This window comes from Deltaproteobacteria bacterium, assembly GCA_016875225.1.
Lineage (GTDB): Bacteria > Myxococcota_A > UBA9160 > SZUA-336 > SZUA-336 > VGRW01.
Genome location: VGRW01000069.1, coordinates 1 through 18,535, shown reverse-complemented (window position 1 = coordinate 18,535; position 18,535 = coordinate 1). Strand labels below are relative to the sequence as shown.

Annotated in this window: 18 protein-coding genes and 1 pseudogene; 7 read left to right on the top strand and 12 right to left on the bottom strand. The window is 70.9% G+C overall.

All coding sequences use genetic code 11. The features are described 5' to 3' along the window. Positions 1 to 332: 332 nt before the first annotated feature. From FJ108_14430 to FJ108_14410, 5 genes are read right to left on the bottom strand one after another with little or no spacing between them, the layout of a single operon-like run. On the bottom strand, positions 333 to 584 hold the full coding sequence (locus FJ108_14430; protein ID MBM4337079.1) for a MoaD/ThiS family protein: 252 nt from the start codon (positions 582 to 584) through the stop codon (positions 333 to 335). A 4-nt stretch (positions 585 to 588) separates the two neighbouring features. Then, positions 589 to 2,868: a xanthine dehydrogenase family protein molybdopterin-binding subunit gene (locus FJ108_14425; protein ID MBM4337078.1), complete on the bottom strand. Its 2,280-nt coding sequence runs from the start codon at positions 2,866 to 2,868 to the stop codon at positions 589 to 591. After that, entirely contained in the window at positions 2,865 to 3,344 is a 480-nt protein-coding gene (locus tag FJ108_14420) for a (2Fe-2S)-binding protein (protein MBM4337077.1), read from the bottom strand. The genes FJ108_14425 and FJ108_14420 overlap by 4 nt, the downstream gene beginning before the upstream one ends. Then, positions 3,341 to 4,216 carry a xanthine dehydrogenase family protein subunit M gene (locus tag FJ108_14415; protein ID MBM4337076.1) on the bottom strand — a complete coding sequence of 292 codons (876 nt, stop codon included), beginning with the start codon at positions 4,214 to 4,216 and terminating at the stop codon, positions 3,341 to 3,343. The genes FJ108_14420 and FJ108_14415 overlap by 4 nt, the downstream gene beginning before the upstream one ends. 15 nt (positions 4,217 to 4,231) lie before the next feature. Further along, positions 4,232 to 5,158 carry a cyclase family protein gene (locus tag FJ108_14410; GenBank protein ID MBM4337075.1) on the bottom strand — a complete coding sequence of 309 codons (927 nt, stop codon included), beginning with the start codon at positions 5,156 to 5,158 and terminating at the stop codon, positions 4,232 to 4,234. Between the two features lie 18 nt (positions 5,159 to 5,176). Between FJ108_14410 and FJ108_14405 the strand changes: the two genes are divergently transcribed. Beyond that, the gene (locus FJ108_14405; protein MBM4337074.1) at positions 5,177 to 5,551 is read left to right on the top strand and encodes a ketosteroid isomerase; all 375 of its coding nucleotides are present in this window, start codon (positions 5,177 to 5,179) and stop codon (positions 5,549 to 5,551) included. A 19-nt stretch (positions 5,552 to 5,570) separates the two neighbouring features. Here the strand turns inward: FJ108_14405 and FJ108_14400 are convergent. Continuing rightward, positions 5,571 to 5,804: pseudogene (locus FJ108_14400) on the bottom strand (hypothetical protein). 167 nt (positions 5,805 to 5,971) lie between these two features. On the opposite strand from FJ108_14400, the gene FJ108_14395 reads away from it, so the two are divergent. Both FJ108_14395 and FJ108_14390 read left to right on the top strand, forming a co-directional pair. Beyond that, positions 5,972 to 7,285, top strand: a complete 1,314-nt coding sequence (locus FJ108_14395) for a hypothetical protein (protein ID MBM4337073.1) — start codon at positions 5,972 to 5,974, stop codon at positions 7,283 to 7,285. A gap of 33 nt (positions 7,286 to 7,318) precedes the next feature. Continuing rightward, positions 7,319 to 8,719, top strand: a complete 1,401-nt coding sequence (locus FJ108_14390) for a DUF1298 domain-containing protein (GenBank protein ID MBM4337072.1) — start codon at positions 7,319 to 7,321, stop codon at positions 8,717 to 8,719. Here the strand turns inward: FJ108_14390 and FJ108_14385 are convergent. Continuing rightward, positions 8,716 to 9,696, bottom strand: a complete 981-nt coding sequence (locus FJ108_14385; GenBank protein MBM4337071.1) for a polyhydroxybutyrate depolymerase — start codon at positions 9,694 to 9,696, stop codon at positions 8,716 to 8,718. The genes FJ108_14390 and FJ108_14385 overlap by 4 nt on opposite strands. 7 nt (positions 9,697 to 9,703) lie before the next feature. After that, positions 9,704 to 10,504 (bottom strand): enoyl-CoA hydratase/isomerase family protein, encoded by an 801-nt coding sequence (locus tag FJ108_14380; protein ID MBM4337070.1) that lies wholly within the window; start codon positions 10,502 to 10,504, stop codon positions 9,704 to 9,706. 42 nt (positions 10,505 to 10,546) lie between these two features. Between FJ108_14380 and FJ108_14375 the strand changes: the two genes are divergently transcribed. Together FJ108_14375 and FJ108_14370 are read left to right on the top strand one after the other, a co-directional pair. Next, on the top strand, positions 10,547 to 11,227 hold the full coding sequence (locus tag FJ108_14375; GenBank protein ID MBM4337069.1) for a hypothetical protein: 681 nt from the start codon (positions 10,547 to 10,549) through the stop codon (positions 11,225 to 11,227). A gap of 12 nt (positions 11,228 to 11,239) precedes the next feature. Then, positions 11,240 to 11,629, top strand: coding sequence for a RidA family protein (locus FJ108_14370; GenBank protein ID MBM4337068.1), 390 nt, complete (start codon positions 11,240 to 11,242; stop codon positions 11,627 to 11,629). 21 nt (positions 11,630 to 11,650) lie between these two features. On the opposite strand, the gene FJ108_14365 is transcribed toward FJ108_14370, so the two are convergent. Genes FJ108_14365 through FJ108_14355 form a run of 3 tightly spaced genes read right to left on the bottom strand, consistent with a single transcriptional unit; the run spans position 11,651 to position 16,135 of the window. Then, the gene (locus tag FJ108_14365) at positions 11,651 to 13,924 is read right to left on the bottom strand and encodes an arylsulfatase (protein MBM4337067.1); all 2,274 of its coding nucleotides are present in this window, start codon (positions 13,922 to 13,924) and stop codon (positions 11,651 to 11,653) included. Between the two features lie 52 nt (positions 13,925 to 13,976). Next, positions 13,977 to 15,668, bottom strand: a complete 1,692-nt coding sequence (locus tag FJ108_14360; GenBank protein ID MBM4337066.1) for a hypothetical protein — start codon at positions 15,666 to 15,668, stop codon at positions 13,977 to 13,979. Positions 15,669 to 15,673: 5 nt separating this feature from the next. After that, positions 15,674 to 16,135: a putative lipoprotein gene (locus FJ108_14355; protein ID MBM4337065.1), complete on the bottom strand. Its 462-nt coding sequence runs from the start codon at positions 16,133 to 16,135 to the stop codon at positions 15,674 to 15,676. A 39-nt stretch (positions 16,136 to 16,174) separates the two neighbouring features. Between FJ108_14355 and FJ108_14350 the strand changes: the two genes are divergently transcribed. Then, positions 16,175 to 16,822, top strand: coding sequence for a DUF2238 domain-containing protein (locus tag FJ108_14350; protein ID MBM4337064.1), 648 nt, complete (start codon positions 16,175 to 16,177; stop codon positions 16,820 to 16,822). On the opposite strand, the gene FJ108_14345 is transcribed toward FJ108_14350, so the two are convergent. After that, entirely contained in the window at positions 16,776 to 17,636 is an 861-nt protein-coding gene (locus tag FJ108_14345) for a DUF1295 domain-containing protein (GenBank protein MBM4337063.1), read from the bottom strand. The two genes, FJ108_14350 and FJ108_14345, sit on opposite strands and share 47 nt — an antisense overlap. A gap of 71 nt (positions 17,637 to 17,707) precedes the next feature. On the opposite strand from FJ108_14345, the gene FJ108_14340 reads away from it, so the two are divergent. Then, on the top strand, positions 17,708 to 18,535 hold an 828-nt coding region (locus FJ108_14340; protein MBM4337062.1), incomplete at its 3' end, for an LLM class F420-dependent oxidoreductase.

Genomic DNA, 18,535 nt, shown 5'->3' with positions numbered 1-18,535 from the left:
GGGGCCCGCGATGGCCAGGTCCGGCTCGACTGGGCCGGCACTCCACTCGATCTGTTCTTCGCCTACGACGCGCTCCACGACGCCTGCCGCGAGCGCGCGCGGCATGCCGGCTTCCTCGGGACGACGATCTCGGTGCTCTCCGCGGAAGATCTGGTGGTCTTCAAGGTGCTCTTCGATCGACGAAAGGATTGGGCGGACGTCGAGCAGATCCTTCATTCCCGAGGGGATCGCTTCGATGCGGCCTATGTGCGGGCGTGGCTGGCGCGGATCGTCGGCGGCACGGACCCGCGCGCGAGCGCTTTCGAGGCTCTCTTGCTCGAGACGCGCGCGGGTTAGCCGCCGGAGATCTGCGCCAGGAAGTGGACCTCGCTGTCGGGTCGCAGGCGCTCGAGATGCGCTTCTGCGCGCGGGAGGATCTCGTCGTCGATCGCGACGCTGCAGTCCGCGCCGATCGCGGCGCTGATTCCCGGGTAGCGCGCTTCGAGCGCGGAAAGCAGCTCGCGCACGTCGCGCGCCTCGAGCTCGACCGACTCGGCGCCTCTCACGAAGCGGCGCAGGCCGGAGGCGAAGAACACGCGCGCCACGCCGCTAGCCCGCGCGGTCGATGGCCTCGAGCAGGCGCGGCGGCGAGATGGGCAGCTCCGCGAGCGTGACTCCCGCCGCGCGCTGCACGGCGTTCGCGACCGCGGCCAGCGGCGGCACGATCGGAACCTCGCCCACGCCGCGCACGCCGTAGGGGTGCGTCGGGTTGGGGACCTCGACGATCACGGTGTCGATCATCGGCAGGTCGCTCGCGACGGGGATCCGGTAGTCGAGGAAGCTCGGGTTCGAGAGCGCGCCGTCGCGATCGAAGAGGTACTCCTCGTTCAGCGCCCAGCCCACGCCCTGCGCTACCCCGCCCTGGAACTGGCCCTCGACGTAACTCGGGTGGATCGCCTTTCCCGCGTCCTGAACCGCGGTGTAGCGCAGCAGCTTCACCGCGCCGGTCTCGCGATCCACCTCGACGTCGCAGAGATGTGTCGCGAAGCCCGGGCCCGCGCCGCGCGCGGCCAGCGCCGCTCTGCCGACGAGCGGCCCTCCGGTCTGCGAAGCGCGGCCTGCGAGCTCGCGCAGGCTCATCGGCGCGTGCGCCCCCGGCGGCTCGGCGAGAAGCACGGCGTGGCCGTCCTCCCAGGCGACCGACTCGGGCTCGACCTCCCAGATCCGCGCGGCGCGATTGCGGAGCTGCCCCACGACGTCGCGCGCGGCCTCGACCACCGCCGTGCCGGTCGCGAACGTGACCCGGCTTCCGCCCGTCACGTCCGTGTAGCCGATCCCCTCGGTGTCGGCGACGACCGGCCGCACGCTCTCGACTGGAATCCCGAGCTCTTCGGCCGCCATCAGCGCGAGCGACGCGCGCGAGCCGCCGATGTCCGGGCTGCCGGTGACGACGACCGCCGAGCCGTCCTCGTTGATCGACACGGTGGCCGACGAGGACATTCCCGCGTTGAACCAGAACCCGCAGGCCACGCCGCGGCCCTGGTTCGGACCGAGCGGCGCCTTGTAGTGCGGGTGGCTCTTCGCGGCGCGAAGCGTCTCGATGAAGCCGATCGCGCGGTACTTCGGCCCGTAGGTCGCGCGCACGCCCTCGTGGACGGCGTTCGCCAGCCGGAAGTCGATCGGGTCGAGCCCGAGCTTCTGCGCCAGCTCGTCCATGACGGTTTCGACCACCAGCGCCGCCATCGGCGCGCCCGGCGCGCGGTAGGCCGCGACCTTCGGCTTGTTCAGCACGACGTCCCAGCCCTCGACCCGGAAAGTCTCCAGCGCGTACGGTGCGAAGATCGTCAGCATCGCTCCGCCCACCGGCGAGCCCTTGAAGGCTCCGGCCTCGTAGTGGAGCGTCGCGTCGGCCGCGGTGAGCTTTCCGTCGCGGGTCGCGCCCATCTTGACGCGGATCTGTGTACCCGAGGTCGGGCCGGTGGCGCGGAAGACCTCTTCGCGCGTCATCACGATCTTCACCGGCCTGCCCGCCTTTCGCGAGAGCAGCACGGCCAGCGGCTCGACGTAGACGGTGGTCTTTCCGCCGAAGCCGCCGCCGATCTCGGTCGGGATCACCTTGATCATGTCGTTCGAGAGGCCGAGCACCTTCGCGCAGAACGCACGCACCGTGAACGAGCCTTGCGTGCAGCACCAGACCACCGCGCGCCCGTCCTGGCCGGTGCGCGCGAGAACCGCCTGCGGTTCGATGTAGCCCTGGTGGACCATCGGCGTGCGGAACTCGCGCTCGACCACCACGTCGGCGGCGGCGAAGCCCGCGGCCAGGTCGCCGCGGCCGGATTCTCGCCGCGAGGCCACGTTCGTAGCGCCGATCGGGAGCGGCTCGTGGCCGGTCGCGCGCAGATCCTCGTGCAGGATCGGGGCATCCTTCGCCAGCGCCGCCTCGAGCGTGAGCGCGGGGGGCAGCACCTCGTAGTCGACCGCGATGCGCCGGCACGCCTCCTCGGCGATGCGGGCGCTGGTCGCCGCGACCGCAGCGACGGCGTGCCCGTGGTAGAGCGCCTTCTGGCGCGCCATCACGTTCATGGCGAGATCGCGGTAGTCGACCCCGCCCTCGCCGCCCTCGCCGGCCTCGGAGGCGACGTCGGGGAAGTCGCGGCCGGTGATCACCGCGTGCACGCCGTCGAGCGCGAGCGCGGCCGAGACGTCGATTCCGCGGATCCGCGCGTGCGCGTGCGGGCTGCGCAGCACCTTTCCCCAGAGCATTCCGGGTAGCGAGTGGTCGGCGCCGAACTGCGCGCGGCCCGTCACCTTGTCGAGCCCGTCGTGCCGGACCGGGCGCGTGCCGACGTACTTCCACTTCCGGTCAGCCGGAGGATTCTGCTCGCTCATCGCGTCTGGCCCCTCAGCTCCGCGGCGGCGTCGAGCACGGCGCGGATGATCTTGTCGTAGCCGGTGCAGCGGCAGAGGTTGCCGGCGAGCCAGTAGCGCGTCTCCTCCTCGCTCGGATCGGGATCGCGCTCGAGCAGCGCCTTCGAGGCCACGATCAGGCCGGGTGTGCAGATCCCGCACTGAAGCGCCGCGTGCTCCAGGAACTTGCGCTGCAGAACGTGGAGCTCGTCGCCCTTCGCGACGCCCTCGATGGTCTCGATGCTGCGCCCCTCGGCCTCGGGCGCGAGCACCAGGCAGGCGCAGACGAGTCGACCGTCGAGCCGAATGGAGCACGCGCCGCAATCACCGGTCGCGCAGCCCTCCTTGGTTCCGGTGAGCCGCAGGTCGTCGCGCAGCACCTCGAGCAGGCTTCGCTCCGCGGTGCAGAGGAACTCGGTCGGCTCTCCGTTCAATCGCGTGCTGACGTGGATCTTCATTTCGGGCTCCCAACGGCTCTGGCCCGCTCGAAGGCGGTGGCGACGGCGCGCCGGACGAGCACCCCCGAGATCCTGCGCCGGAACTCGATGCTGCCGCGCTTGTCGGCGATCGGGCGCGCGGCCGCGCTCGCGCTCGCCGCTGCACGCGACAGTGCGCCGTCGTCGCCGCGCGATCCGACCAGCGCCGCCGCGGCTTCCGGGACGAGAATCGCGGTCGGAGCCACCGCGCCGAGTGCGACACGCGCATGTGTACAGACGCCGTTCGCGTCGAGTCCGAGCGCGACCGCCGCACCCACGACGGCGATGTCCATCTCGGTGCGGGGCGTGAAGCGCAGATAGGCGTCGGAGGCGCGCGGAGCCGGGCGCGGAATCCGCAGGCCCACCAGGAGCTCCCCGGGCGCGAGCGCGTTCCGACCCGGCGCGGTGTTGAAGCTCTCGACCGGAACGCGCCGCTCACCGCGCGGCCCGGCGATCACGCAGACGGCCCCGAGCGCACAGAGCGCGGGCACGGAATCGGCCGCGGGAGACGCGTTGCAGAGGTTCCCGCCGAGCGTGGCCCGGCCCTGGATCTGCGTCGAGCCGATCAGGTCGACCGCCTCGACCAGGCCCGGCCAGATCCGCGCGAGCTCGCTGTGCTCGACGATCTCGGCCGCGGGGACCGCCGCGCCGACGAAGATCCCGTCGGCGTCGAGGCGGATTCCCGCGAGCTCGGGAATCCGCTTCACGTCGACGAACAACCGCGGCGCCGCGCGACCCGTGCGCATCTGCACGATCAGGTCCGTCCCGCCCGCGAGCGGTTTCGCGCCCGGCTCGCGCAGCAGCTCGGACGCGCGTGCGAGCGACGTCGGCGCCTCGTAGCGGATCTCTTCCATGGAACTCCCGCCCGGTCAGCGAATCGCGATCGGGTTGATGATCGCCTGCACGGCGCCGGCGAACTTCGGCTGGCCGAGCACGAACAGGAACTCGTAGCCCCGGTCCGCCGCAAGCGGTCCCACGTTCATGTTCTCGAGGATGTAGATGCCGTTTCGCGCCAGAAGGATCTGGTGCACGGGAAACGCCTCGTCCGGGTTCTCGAACGGAATCGCCTCGACCGCCCAGCCGTCCGAGCCGACCGCGACCACGCCCAGCGACGCCAGGTATTCCGCGCCGCCCTTGCCCAGGCCGGGCTCCTTCTCGAGGAAGGCCTTCTTGTCCTTCGCGGCCATCGACGCGAGCCAGCCGGTGTGGAGCAGGACTACGTCCCCCTTGCGGATCGGCGTGCCCTGCTTTGCCACCGCGGCCTCGATCTCGGCGCGGTTGATCGCCTTTCCGGGCGCGAGATCCGCGCCTTGCAGCGCCACGAAGTCGAGCAACACGCCGCGCGTCACGATCGGCGGCACTTTGTCGGTCGAGAGCAGCAGCAGCCCGTGCGGGCGCAGGAACTCCGACTCCTCGTGGCCGTTGTAGTAGGTGTAGTCGATGCCGAGGTGGCCGAGCCCGTCGAGCTGGCTGCCGATGCCCATCCAGGTGGCCAGGAAGTCGTCGTTCCCGGTCGCTTTGTTGGTCCCGAGCGGCGTTCCGATGATGCTCGCCTCGGTGAAGATCTGGAAGTTCCGCGTGCCGTACGCGGGCGTGTCGGGGCCGGTGGTCACGCCGAGCGAGTAGGTCTTCCCGGTCTTCACGAGCTTCGCGGCCTCGACCACGATCTCGGGCGAGAGGTTGTTCGCCGCCCCGATCGTGTCGTCCTTGCCGTACTTCGACGGGTACCAGGGGTCGGCAGCGAGCGCGTCGGCGCTGAACACGGCGATCGCGGCGACGAGAGCGACTACGCGCATCCCGGATCTCCTTCTCGGCTGTTCGACGCTCAGAATGCCACAAACCGCGCGAGACAAGCCGCGATCCCGAAGGGCGACATCGAGACCCTGTGCGCGATCCACCTTCCCGACGCCCGCATCTGGCACGACCACGACCAGGCCACGCGGAGCGTCGAGCAGAACCTGCAGGTATTGGCCTCGGTGGTGAAGAACATCGCCGGCCGGCGCTACGAGGAGATCCGCCGCCACGCGACTCCCACCGGCTTCGTGCAGCAGCACGTCCTGCGCGGCCGCGCCCCGAATGGCGCGCCGCTCGAAGTCCCCGCGTGCATCGTCTGCGCCGTGGCCGGCGGTCGGATCACACGCCTCGACGAGTATCTCGACTCCGCGCAGCTCGAGGCGTTGCGGGGCTGAGCCTCGCGAGCTCGACCGCGACCGCGCGGAGCAGTGCGGCGCGTTCCCGGGCGGTGCCGACGCGCAAGCGCTCGAACTCGCCGTCGATCTTGACGTCGGCGAAGAGGCCCGCGGGGTCCTCGTGGAAGTGCAGGAACGCAGAGCTCTTGCGGTAGAACGTGCCCCGCTTGCGCTCCGAGAGCGCTTCGTGCTCGCGCAGCTTCACGAGCAGACCTTCGAGCGCGTCGAGCGCCTCGCTCCCCGCGTGCTTCACGTCGCCAGTGCCTCCGGGGCCTCGTTCTCGGCGTCCGGAGAGTAGCTTCGGGCAGGTTCTGTCGTCTGCAGGCCGAGCGGTTATGCTGGAGCCCGAACTCTGGGAGATTCCGGCGATGATCGAGCCATCCGGCGTGCGGCAGCTCCAAGCCTGAATCGGAGCGAGGAATGCGCAGGCCGATCCTTCTTCTCGCTCTGCTCTCGACGCTGTCCTGCTCCGTCTTGAACACCGTGGGCCGGCAGGTGCAGTCGCTCTACCCCGGCAGCCAGGAGCTGACGCAGGCGGAGCTCCGCGAGAAGCTGCTCGAGTTCAGCAACGGCTTCGGTGTGATCGTGACGGAGGCGGCGGATCGGATCGCGCTGCAGACGACCGATCCGAAGCTGCGCCGCCTGTCGCTGCTCTGGAAGATTCGCATGCCCGCGGCGGCGCAGCTCGCGGCGAGCGACGTGAACCCGCGCACCGGCTACGTCGAGTCGCTCACCGTGGCGGTGGCGCAGCGGCAGTATTTCGAGGACGGCGCGGGCAGCTCACTCTTCGGCGAACAGCAGAAGATCGCGCTCGATGCAGCGCGAGAGATCGAGCAGAACGCGCTCCGGCTCGGCGCCTCGTTCCTGCCGCCCGCGAAGCTCGAGGATCTCCGCAGCGACGTCGAGCAGCTGGCGAAGAGTCACCCCCTCCGCGGCGAGTTCCTGCGCGAGAGCATGCAGGCGGGGCTGGCCAGGGCCGAGACCGGCGGCGTGTTCAACGACATCATCGGCCTGCCGATGGCGCCGTTTCGCGCGATCGCCGGAGTCGAGTCGGGGGCGCAGGCGATCCACGAGTTCAACGCCACCGCGGCGCAGTTCACCGAGATCGTCGATCAGCTGCCGCAGCGATTGCGCTGGCAGATGGAGCTGCTCTCCTACGATCTGCAGGAAGAGGGCGGCGTGCTGGAGCACTCGCAGCGCTCGTTCGACTCGGTGGCGCAGAGCGCGGAACGGCTCTCCGCCGTGGCCGAGCGCGCGCCGGACGACATGCGCGAGACGATCGTCGGCATCTCGGAGGAGCTCGAGCTGCGCAGCAAGACGCTCTCGGCGCTGCTCGCTTCGTACCGCGCCGCGATCGTCGAGACGGGGACGACGGCCGAGAAGACCGATGCCGTCGTCCGGGCGCTGGAGCGCGTCTCGGAGCAGGTGAACCAGGCCGGTGTCGCCTGGGGTGGCCTGGTCGCGGAGCTGAAGGCCCCGGGCCCGCCGCGCGAGCCGGGCGAAGCCGCGCCGCGGCCCTTCGACGTGCTCGAGTACGAGCGCGCCGCGGTCGCGATCCGCGACACGGCCGCGGAAGTGCGCGGCCTGCTCGCGGATCTCGAGACGGCCAAGGGCGCGCTCTCGCAGACGCTGGCGAGCGTCCTGCTGCGAAACGGTGTCATCCTGATCGCGGTCTTCTTCGTCGCCTTGCTCGCCTACCGCTGGGTCGCCTCGCGGATCGCGCCGACGCGGTAGACTCGGGCTCCCCCAGCCGCGAGGAGCCCCCCCATGGCCGACGCGATCCGCTTCGAGAGCCGCATGAGCGACGGCGACGCGCTGATGTGGAACATCGAGAAGGACCCCCTGCTCCGCTCCACGATTGCGGTGGTCTGGCTGCTCGAATCCGCCCCGGACCACGCGCGACTCGAGGCGAAGAGGAAGCGCGCGACTCGCACCATCCCGCGCCTGCGCCAGCACGTGGTCTCGAATCCCGCGTCGATCGCTCCGCCGCGCTGGGAAGCCGATCCGAGCTTCGACCTGCGCTACCACCTGCGCTGGCTGCGCGCGCCCGGCGCGGGCGAGCTACGCGACGTGCTCGACTTCGCCTCGCCCGTCGTCATGGCCGGCTTCGATCGCGCGCGGCCGCTCTGGGAGCTCTACGTGCTCGAGGGCATGAGCGCGGGGCGCGCGGCGCTCGTGTTGAAGCTGCACCACTCGCTCTCGGACGGCGTCGGTCTGGTTCGAATGACCGAGGCCATGGTCGAACGCAGGGCCGAGCCCGGACGCGATCCCGGTCCGCTCCCGCCGCTGGCCGACGCCGTGCCCATGACCCAGGGCGAACGCTTCCTCGACGCGCTCGGTCACGAGTGGCGGCGGCAGCTCGGGCGCGCGCAGCGCTCGCTTCGCGCGACGCGCGCGAATCTCCTAGGTCTGGTGCGCGACCCCACAGCGCTCGCGCGCGAGACGACCGAGTCCGCGGCGTCGATCGCCCGCATGCTGCGGCCGGTCTCGGAGCCGCTCTCGCCGATCATGCGCGCGCGCTCGCTCAGCCTGCGGCTCGACACGCTGGCGCTCTCGACCGAGAAGCTCCGCGCCGCCGCGAAACTCGTCGACGGAAAGCTGAACGACGCGTTCGTCGCGGGAGTGGCCGGCGGACTGCGCCTGTACCACGAGGCGCACGGCGCGAGCCCCGAGAGCCTGCGCATGACCATGCCGATCAACGTGCGCGACGACGCGACCGCGAAGCTCGCGGGAAATCAGTTCGCGCCGGCGCGCTTTCCGGTCCCGATCGGCATCGTCGACCCGCTGGAGCGAATGCGCGCGATCCGCAATCTGGTCGCCGAGCAGCGCGCCGAGCCGGCGCTCGGTCTGATCGCGGACGTCTCCGGGGTTCTGAATCGCCTGCCCGCCTCCGTCACGACCTCGCTCTTCGGCTCGATGCTGAAGGGCGTCGACTTCGTGACCAGCAACGTGCCCGGACCGCGCTTCGACGTGTACCTCTCGGGCGCGCGGCTCGAGTCGGTGTTCGGCTTCGGCCCGCTCACGGGCGCGGCGCTGAACGTCACCCTGTTCAGCTATACGGATGGCTCGCACCTGGGCATCTCGAGCGATCCAGCCTCGATCCCGGACCCGGATCTTCTGGTCGCATGCCTGCGCAAGGGCTTCGACGAGGTGCTGGCCGGCGTCTAGCGCGACGTGAGCGCGGGCGCGTCGGGACGCGAGAAGCGGGCGACGAAGCGGAAGACCTCGTCGGCGGCCGAGATCACGGTCGTGTTCGGCCCCGTGATCCGCTCGGGGAGCACCGAAGCGCTGCCCGGCCAGCCGTGCCCGGGGCCGGAGAGCTTCCAGACGGCGACGGCGCTTGCGTCCGCGCAGGGTCCGAAGTCGACGAGCACCGCAGCGTGCGGGCCCGCGCTTCGCGAATCGATCTCCCGTCCAGGGCCCGCGCAGCCGTCGCGCTCGCGCCAGCGCGCCAGGCCCGCCTCGACCGCGCGGTGCTGCACGCGCCGGGTCGTGAACGGAAAGCGCGGACCCGGGCCGCCCGCGTACAGCGCGCGCGGATCGTCCACGCTGTGGATGTGCAGGACCGGAACCGCTGCGGACGGCGCGAACTCGAGCGTCATGTCGGCGCCGGCGACGGGAACGATCGCGGCGATCCGGCTCGCCGCGTCGGCCGCGAGCCGGTACGCCATCATCCCGCCGTTCGAGTGACCGGTCGCGTAGACGCGCGTGCGGTCGAGGTCGAGCTCACCTGCGAGGTTCGCGAGCACGGCGAGCGCGAAGCCCACGTCGTCGGCGCCCTGCTGCATCGCAGATCCGCAGCACGCGCCCGCGTTCCAGGTGAGCAGGCGCCGGCCGAGCCGGCCGGTGCCGTCGGGGTACACCAGCGCGTAGCCGAGCCGGTCGGCCGGCTCGTCGAGGCCCGCGTACTTCTGGAAGCCCGAAGCGTTGCCTCCGCCGCCGTGGAAGGCGAGCAGGACGGGCAGCGGTCCGCGCGACACGAAGTCCGGCGGCAGGCGCAGGATGAAGCTGCGCTCGCGGCCCGCGTGCTCGAGCACGACTTCGTGATTTCCGGCAGCCTGGAAGCGCCTGGCCGGCTGCTCGGGCGACGGCGCGCAGCCGAAGGCGAGCGCGGCGAGCAGAGCGGCTCCGCCGAGCGAGCGCACCGCCGCCTCAGTGCCCGCTGAACTTCGGCTCGCGCTTCTCCAGGAACGAGCGCATTCCCTCCTGGAAGTCCTGCGAGCGGAACAGCAGCAGGAGCTGCATCAGCACGTGGTGCGTGTGGGACTCGAAGTCCTCGGTGAGCCCGTGCCGGAACAGCCGCTTCATCGCCTTCACGCCGAGCGGCGCGTTCGCGGCGATCTTGTCGGCCCAGCGCTGCACCTCGCTCTCGAGCTGGTCGTGCGGGACGACCTTGTTCACGAGTCCGAGCTCGAGCGCTCGCTCGGGCCCGATGTCGTCGGCGAGGAACGCGATCTCGCAGGCGCGCGCCCAGCCGACCAGGCGCGGCAGGTACCAGGTGCCGCCGCTCTCCGGCACGATGCCGCGCTTGGCGAAGCCGGGCATGAGCTTCGCGCGGTCGCTCATCAGCCGGATGTCGCAGCCGAGCGCCAGGTCGAGCCCGTAACCGGCGGCCGGGCCGTTCAGCGCGCAGAGGATCGGCACGTCGACGCGATTCAGTGTCACGGTCGGGATGTCGCGCGTCGAGATGTGCGCCGCCCCGCCCTGCGGAGACGTCACGCCGGCGCCGCCGATCCCGCGTCCCGCCGCCGCGTCCTTCATGTCGAGCCCGCTGCAGAAGCCGCGACCGGCGCCGGTCAGCACGATCACGCGCATCTCGGTATCGCGATCGATCTCGACCAGCGCGTCGCCGAGCGCCTCGAGCATCGGCATGCTGATCGCGTTCATGCGCTCCGGCCGGTTCATCGTGATCCACGCCGTGTGCCCGCGTTTCTCGAAGAGCAGATCCGCCATCTCGTTCCTCCTGGTTCGCCGCGCGAGTATAAGCTCTGCGCGATGAAGACCGTCGTCGCGCTCGCGCTGCTCCCGCTGCTGGCGCTCGCCGCCTGCCGCCGGCCCGACCCGGGCCAGAGCTCGCGGACCGAGGCCGACCTCGCCGGAGCCTGGGTGCGCGAGATCCGCGACGGCGCCACGGGCCTGGAGGGCTTCGATCTGCGCGAGGACGGCAGCGTCGCGCTGCTCGGGATCTTCTCGATGGACGGGGTCGCCTGGGCCGTCTCGCGCGGCGAGCTCGTGATCTCGACCCGGACCGACCGCGACCCGCGCCCGACTCCGGTGCGGCTGCGCATCGCCTCGCTCGATCGCGACGCCCTCTCACTCGTCGCCGAGCCGGCCGAGTATCTCGCAGGAACCTGGCGCCGCGGGCAGGTCGATCGCATCTCCGGCGTCGTCACGTATCTGGAGCGGATCGCGCTTCCGACGGACGCGCGCGTCGAGGTGCGCCTGCTGCGCGGCGAGCGGCTTCTGGCGCGAACGCTGATCTCGCCCGAGGGGCCGGTGCCGATCCCGTTCCTGATCTCGTACCTGCCCGACGCCGTGGCCGACGAGCGCGCCGCGCTCGAGGCGCGGATCGTCGCCACGAGCGGCGCGCTCTTCGAGACGGCGGAGCCGCTGCCCGTCGGCGCGGGCGCGAGCGGCGTCGACCTGATCGTCCGGCCCGCGCCCGGCGCGCGGTGATATGCTGCGCGCATGAGCAAACGACGCACGATCATCCCCAAGGGCATGGAGTTCTACTACGAGCAGTTCCACTTCGCGCCGGCGGTGCGGGTGGGGAAGATGCTGTACTGCTCCGGCCAGCTCGGCTGGGCCGGCCCCGGCAAGACGGTACCCGCCGATCCGAAGGAGCAGTTCAAGATCGCCTTCGAGAACCTCGGACAGGTGCTCGCGGCGGCCGGCGCGGACTTCGACGACATCGTCGAGATCACCACCTTCCACGTCGGAATGCAGCACCTCGCCGTGTTCAGCGCCGTGAAGGCCGACTTCATCAAGCAGCCCTACCCGGCCTGGACCGCGATCGGCGTCTCCGAACTCGCGATCCCCGGCGCGCTGGTCGAAATCCGCGCGACCGCGCGGGTCTAGAACCCGCCTCGCGGACGGCCCCTACTGCTTCGCCCTGGCGACGCGCGCCTCGGCGGCGGGGTCGCGGTGGGGCGCGCCCTGCGCCTCGATCACGACCTGCAGCACCAGGCCGTCGGGCACGGCGAAGCGGCCGGGACACGCGTCGGTGACGGGCGGGCCGGGCTGGTAGCCGACGGCGAATCCGCCCGCGCCGTACGTCACGGGCGTGGTTCGGGCGAGCGTTCCCTCGCCGACGGGCACCGCGTCGTAGAAGAGCCCGAGGTTGCCGCGGAACGCTCCGGTCGGCTTGAACACGGCGCGCGCGATCACCCGGCCCGCGGGCAGCTCGACGCTGGCCGAGACGGTCGTGCTCTGCATTCCGAGCAGGTTGTGCACGAAGTGCAGTCGGCGCCCCTTCAGGTACAGCGCGTAGCCGCCGGCGCTGCCGCCGTGCGCGACCAGAGTTCCCTCGACGGGTCTGCGCTCGGGCACGTCCAGGTGCGCCTCGATGATGAAGCCGCGATTGCGCAGGTTCGGCGCCACGCTGTCGGGAAGCCGGCCGATGCCCGCGTGAAAGACGTAGCGCTCGCGGCGGAAGCGCTGATCGCCGAAGCGTCCGGGCTGGTTGTTCAGCGGCAGCACCTGATTCCGCTCCGCCTCCTTCCACCACAGCGCCTGCAGCTCCGCGAGCTTCTCGGGGCGCGCAACCGCCAGGTCGCGCACCTCCGAGAAGTCCTCGGCGACGTGGTAGAGCTCCCAGACATCGTCGTCGAACGGCTTGGACACGTCCGTGCCGTCGTACACCGCCGCGCGCGCGGGGTGATAGGCGACCGCCTTCCAGCCGTCGTGGTAGATCGCGCGCGAGCCGATCATCTCGTAGTACTGCGTGACGTGCCGCGACGGCGCGCCCGCGTCCGCGAGCGTGTGCGCGAAGCTCGTGCCGTGCATGGGCGACTGCGCGACGCCCGCGAGCTGCGCGGGCGGCTCGACGCCGAGCAGCTCGAGGATCGTCGGCGCGATGTCGACGACGTGCACGTACGGGTGGCGCGTCTCGCCAGGTCGGCCCAGCTTCGCGGGCCAGTGCACGATCAGCGGATCGCAGACGCCCCCCTCGTGCGTGTCGCGCTTGAAGCGCTTCAGCGGCGTGTTTCCCGCCCAGGCCCAGCCCCACGGGTAGTGGTTGTGCGCGCGCGGCGTGCCGAGATCGTCGATCCGGCGCAGATTCTCCTCGAGGCTCTCGGGCACCATGTTGAAGAAGAAGGCCTCGTTGAAGGAGCCCTTCAGCCCGCCCTCGGCGCTCGCGCCGTTGTCGCTCATCAGGATCAGGAGCGTGTCGTCGAGCTCGCCGAGCTGCTCGATGAAGTCGACCAGCCGCCCGATCTGCGCGTCGGTGTGCGTCATGAAGCCGGCGTACACCTCCATCATGCGCGCGAAGAGCCGCCGCTCGTCGCCGGAGAGTGACTCCCACGACGGCACCCAGGTGGGTCGCTCGGAGAGCTCGGTTCCCTTCGGCAGAAGGCCGCTCGCGAGCTGGCGCGCGAACACCTCTTCGCGCCAGCGGTCCCAGCCTTTGTCGAAGCGGCCGCAGTACGGCTCGATGAACGAGGCCGGCGCCTGGTGCGGCGCGTGACACGCCCCCGGCGCGACGTAGAGGAAGAATGGCTTGCGCTCGTAGGTCGCGCGCAGGTCTTTCAGGAACGCGATCGAGTGATCGATCATGTCCTCGCTGAAGTGGTAGCCCTCCTCGGGCGTGCGCGGCGCCTCGACCTGGTGATTGTCGTGGACGAGATCCGGGTGGTACTGGTCGGTCTCGCCGCCGAGGAAGCCGTAGAAGCGCTCGAAGCCGCGGCCGAGCGGCCACTTGTCGCGGGGGCTCCCCATCGTGGTCTCGGTCGTCGGAGCGAGATGCCACTTTCCGACCGCGTACGTCGCGTAGCTCCGCTCGCGCAGGATCTCGGGCAGGAAGCCATTCTCCTTCGGGATCACCGCGTCGTAGCCGGGAAAGCCGCTGGGGAAGTCGGCGATCCGACCCATGCCGTTGGCGTGGTGGTTGCGGCCCGTCATCAGGCAGGCGCGCGTGGGCGAGCAGAGCGAGGTGGTGTGGAAGTTCGCGTAGCGCAGGCCGTTCGCGGCCAGGCGATCGAAGTTCGGCGTCGCGAGGTCCGAGCCGTAGCAGCCCAGCTGCGCGTAGCCGACGTCGTCGAGCACCACGATCACGACGTTGGGCGCGCCGTCGGGCGATTTCGGAAGCGGCGGCCACCACGCCGACGAGTCCTCGAACGTGCGGCCGATCCTGCCCTCGAACGGTTTCGGCATCGCTCCTCCTGCAACAGCTGCGCAGGACGCAGTATGGCATCGGAGCCGCGAGTCAGGGTGCGGCCGTGACCTCGATCCACTCGAACGAGCCCTTCCTCACGTTCTCGAACGCGAGCTCGGGCAGGCTCCAGAACGCGCCGGAGACGCCGGCCGAGACGCGCTCGCCGCGATCGAACGGGAGCGCGGCCAGGCCATAGACCCCGTAGCCCGCGGCCCAGACCAGGTTCGCGATCCCGTAGAGCGGCCGGCGCCAGAACACGTCGTCGGTGAAGAGCAGGAACGCGCCGTCGCTTCGCCGCGGCGAGTAGATCGTCGAGCCGAGCGCGGTGGATTCGCGGAATCGGGTTAGCGCGCCCGGCGATTCGCGCTCGATCCGCGCGAGCTCGCGCGCGCGGTGTGAGGGGATCTCCGCGACACCGGACAGCGGCAGGCGCTCGCGAACGCGGGCGAAGAAGACGAAGGGGATGAAGCCGAGCGCCTCGTCGGCGGGAACTCGGCCCGCCAGCGCCTCGTCGGCCTTGCGCGCGAGCTCGGTGATGCAGTTGCGGCGGATCAGGTCGTAGCTCCAGCGCTCGCGGGCGTCGCGATCGAGCTCGGCCAGGCGTGCCCGCGCCGACGCGAGCGAGGGGCCGGGATCTCCGGCGAACTCCGGAACGCCCACGCTTCGCGCGCGCGAGGGTAGCTTGCGCCGTTCCAGATCGAGTAGCGCGCCGTCGGGCGCACCTGCCTCGGCGCGCTGGAGCAGGCCGGCGCTGGCCTCGAGCGCGTTGTAGGCGGGTTCATCGCTGTGTCCGCCCGAGAGCACGAGAGCTCGGCCACGCCGCAGCAGCTCGCCCGCGTACTCTGCGCGGCGCGCGCGCAGGGGCTCGTCGGGGCGCTGCGCCTCGGCTGCGGCATCGTCGCCGTGGCCCGAGAACGCGTCGAGCAGCACGAGTCGATCCGACGCCAGCGACCGACGCACGGCGGTGTAGCGCGCCTGCGTGAGGAGCAGCGCCCGGCCCCGATCCGGCCTCGAGGATCGCAGCAGCTCCGCGCTCTCGCGCTCGAGCCGCGAAGCGAGCGCTTCCAGGCTGGCGCGCTCCGGCGCGGAGAGCGGGTCGTCGAAGCGCTCGGGGACGCGCGCGATCGCCTCGGGCGCGAGCCCGTAGCCGTGCTCGAGCGCGAGCAGCGCTTCGCGGAGCGCGAGCCGTTCGCGCAGACCTTCGAGGCTCTTTTCCGTCGCGTGGGGCGACGCTTCGCTCTGCGAGCGAAGCGCGGCCTCGAGCGGCTCGCGCAGGATCTCGCGAAGTCGCAGCGCGTCGGGGTCGGCCGATCGCTTCGGATCGAGCAGACCCGCGGCGCGGAGCGGTGGAGCCGGCCGGCCTTCGACCCGGGCCTCGAGCCAGGCGACGTCTTCCGCGAGCGCCTCCCGCCGGGCGGCGGCTATCTCCTGCTCGACGTATTCCCGAGCGAATCGGTCGAGCACGCGCTCGCGGGTCTCGCGGCTCACTTCCACGCGGGCGATCGAGAGGGGACGATTCTGCAGCCCGGCGTACACGTGGACGAAGTGCGCCCACTCGTCGCGCGCGATCCGGTAGCGACCGTCTCCGTCGGCCTGCAGGTGGTAGACGGTCTCGCCCGCGACGAGCGCGGCGTGACCGCCGCTGGCCGCGCCGACGTTCGCGCGCACGTAGACGATGCCGAGCTCCGCGGCCGAGACGTCGAGCGCGGCCGCCGCGCAGAGTCCCAGCAAGAGCGCGCGCACGGCCGTCAGCCGCCGGCGCTCTGCCAGCCTCGAAGCGCGATCTCGGCCGCCGGAGTTCCCGCGCCGAGCTCGGAGCAGAACGCGTTCATCTCGGCCTCCGAAAAGCTCGCCTCGCGCATTCCCTGTCCGATCGCGAACGGGGTCGCGGGCTCGGCCTCCCAGTGACTGACGCCGTGGTTCTCCGCGATCCGCGTCACTCCGCGCAGGAAGTCGGCCGAGGTTCCGCCGCTGCGCGCGAACGCCGCGGTGTACTGGCGCAGGTCGCGCCGGTAGCTCTCCTTCGCGGAATCGCCGTCGCCGCCGCTGCCCGACGAAGTCGAGATCGCGCTGAAGATTCCGGCGATCGCGTGGCCAGTTCCGGAGATCGAATCGGAAGGCGAGGAGACGCTGGCCGAGATCACCTGACACCCGAGCGTGGGCAGACAGGAGACGAGAACTCCGAGAAGCAGGGCGCGCGCGACGGACATCTTCGGGATCTCCTCTTTCCCGTTCGTCGGGAAGGCCTCATGCTACAGGATCGCAGGGAGGCGAACATCGAAGCCAGATCCGATGCGACCGTGATCCGCGCGCTATTGCTCGCGTATGCGGTGGTCTGGATCGCGGCGGCGATCGCGCCGCTCGACCGCGGCGACTGGCTGCTCGAGAACCTGCTGATCTTCGCGTTCGTTCCGACGCTGGCGCTCACCTACCGGCGCTTCGCGTTCTCGCGCACGTCGTATCTGCTGATCTTCGTCTTCCTCGTCATGCACACCTACGCGGCGCACTACACCTATTCGGAGACTCCGCTGGGCTTCTGGCTCCAGGACGTGTTCGACACCTCGCGCAATCACTTCGACCGGATCACCCACTTCGGCTTCGGCCTGCTACTCGCCCGCCCGCTGCACGAGATCGGCGTGCGCGTGCTGGGCCTGCGCGGCGGCTGGAGCTACGCCGTCGCCGGGCTCGTGATGCTCGGCCTCGCGGGCGGCTACGAGATCGTCGAGTTCTGGGCCGCGCGCGTGGTCGACCCGGAGCTCGGCATCGCCTTCCTCGGCACGCAGGGCGACGAGTGGGACGCGCAGAAGGACATGCGGCTCGCGCTCGCAGGGACGGTGATCTCTCTCTCGATCACCGCCGCGGTCGGCGCGGCAGGAGCACGGGCACGCGCTTCATGACCTCCGCGTAGCCCGGCCGGCGCGCGAGATTGCGTCGCTCGAGCATGGGGATGCTGACCCAGAGGAACATCGCGGTGATCGCGAGCGGACCGACCGCGCTCCAGTACCAGCCGGGCGCAGCGGCCACGCCGAAGAGCCAGAGCCCCCACCAGAACAGGATCTCACCCAGGTAGTTCGGATGGCGCATCCACGCCCAGAGCCCGCGCTCGCAGATCTGCCCCTCCGTCGCCGAGAGGCTGAAACGGCGCAGCTGCTCGTCGGCGGTGGTTTCGAGCACGATCGCCCCTGCCGTGACGAGCGCGGCAACCGCATCGAGCGGCCCGAGCGGAGCCGCGCCGATCGCGAGCGCCGCGTAGAGCGGAAGGCAGGCCAGGAAGACCTGCAACGTCGGGAAGTAGTGGATGCCCGTCAGGCTCACCAGCCAGTACGGCGCGATCTCGTTCTCGCGCAGCTGCCGGTAGCGCCAGTCCTCGTGGTGGAGACCCGGCCAGCCGCGGGCCCAGTTCCAGGTGAGTCGAATCCCCCAGGCGAAGACGAGCGCGAGAACGAGCGCCTGTCTCGCCGGATCGGCGTGCGATCCCGAAGGCGCGCTCGCCCAGTACAGCGCGATCACCGGCGGAGCCGCGCTCCAGTACGCGTCGTACATGCTCGAGTTCGCCAGCCACAGGCTCGCGCCGAAGATCACCAGCGTCGCGACGAGATCGGCGGCTAAGACCGTGAGCACGGGCGAGTCACTGCCCAGCAAGGCGCCGGTTGCGATTGCAGCTCCGAGCGCCGCCGCGTAGGCGGCACCCACGGTCGCGAAGGAGCGCACTCGGTCGCTCGTCACCGCACGACTCTATCAGCTCTGGTCGGCCACGCGAGCGGAGTGATAGGCTGCACGGAATGGACATCGGCCTCTCGATCTTTCCCACCACCTACTCGATCCACCCGGTCCGCCTCGGGCGCGAGGCCGAGGCGCGCGGCTTCGAGTCGCTCTTCATGGTGGAGCACACACACATTCCTGCGTCGCGGCGCACCCCCTACCCGGCGGGCGGCGAGCTGCCGAGCATCTACTGGGAGAGCTACGAGCCGTTCGTCGCGCTCGCGCAGGCGGCGGCCGTGACGGAGCAGCTCAAGATCGGAACCGGCATCTGCATCGTCCCCGAGCACCACCCCATCGCGCTCGCCAAGCGGATCGGCTCGCTCGACGCGCTCTCGCGCGGGCGCTTCGTCTTCGGCGTCGGCGCGGGCTGGAACGCCGAGGAGCTGCGCAACCACGGCGTCGAGTTCGAGGACCGCTGGGCGGTCACGCGCGAGTCGATCCTGGCGATGAAGCAGTGCTGGACGAAGAAGGACGCGGAGTTCCACGGCGAGCACTTCGACTTCGATCCGGTCTGGGTCGAGCCCAAGCCGGTGCAGACGCCGCACCCGCCGATCCTGATCGGCGCAAGCTCCAAGTACGCAGTCGAGCGGGTCGCGGAGTACGCCGACGGCTGGATGCCGATCGCGGGCAGCTGCGACCTGGACGAGCGGCTCGCGCAGCTGCGCGGCGCGTGCGACCGGCGCGGCCGCGACTTCTCGAAGATCGACGTATCGCTCTTCGCCGCGCCCGCCGCGCCGGGCCAGCTCGAGAAGCTCGCGAAGCAGGGCGTGAAGCGCGTGATCCTGCCGCTGCCGACGCGCGACGAGTCGAAGATCCTCTCGATTCTCGACTCGTACGCGCCGCTGGGG

Coding starts and splice junctions, on each gene's coding strand:
- FJ108_14355 (MBM4337065.1), bottom strand. CDS start 16,135: ATGTCCGTCGCGCGCGCCCTGCTTCTCGGAGTTCTCGTCTCCTGTCTG.
- FJ108_14390 (MBM4337072.1), top strand. CDS start 7,319: ATGGCCGACGCGATCCGCTTCGAGAGCCGCATGAGCGACGGCGACGCG.
- FJ108_14350 (MBM4337064.1), top strand. CDS start 16,175: ATGCTACAGGATCGCAGGGAGGCGAACATCGAAGCCAGATCCGATGCG.
- FJ108_14375 (MBM4337069.1), top strand. CDS start 10,547: ATGAAGACCGTCGTCGCGCTCGCGCTGCTCCCGCTGCTGGCGCTCGCC.
- FJ108_14415 (MBM4337076.1), bottom strand. CDS start 4,216: ATGGAAGAGATCCGCTACGAGGCGCCGACGTCGCTCGCACGCGCGTCC.
- FJ108_14380 (MBM4337070.1), bottom strand. CDS start 10,504: ATGGCGGATCTGCTCTTCGAGAAACGCGGGCACACGGCGTGGATCACG.
- FJ108_14425 (MBM4337078.1), bottom strand. CDS start 2,868: ATGAGCGAGCAGAATCCTCCGGCTGACCGGAAGTGGAAGTACGTCGGC.
- FJ108_14365 (MBM4337067.1), bottom strand. CDS start 13,924: ATGCCGAAACCGTTCGAGGGCAGGATCGGCCGCACGTTCGAGGACTCG.
- FJ108_14410 (MBM4337075.1), bottom strand. CDS start 5,158: ATGCGCGTAGTCGCTCTCGTCGCCGCGATCGCCGTGTTCAGCGCCGAC.
- FJ108_14395 (MBM4337073.1), top strand. CDS start 5,972: ATGCGCAGGCCGATCCTTCTTCTCGCTCTGCTCTCGACGCTGTCCTGC.
- FJ108_14420 (MBM4337077.1), bottom strand. CDS start 3,344: ATGAAGATCCACGTCAGCACGCGATTGAACGGAGAGCCGACCGAGTTC.
- FJ108_14370 (MBM4337068.1), top strand. CDS start 11,240: ATGAGCAAACGACGCACGATCATCCCCAAGGGCATGGAGTTCTACTAC.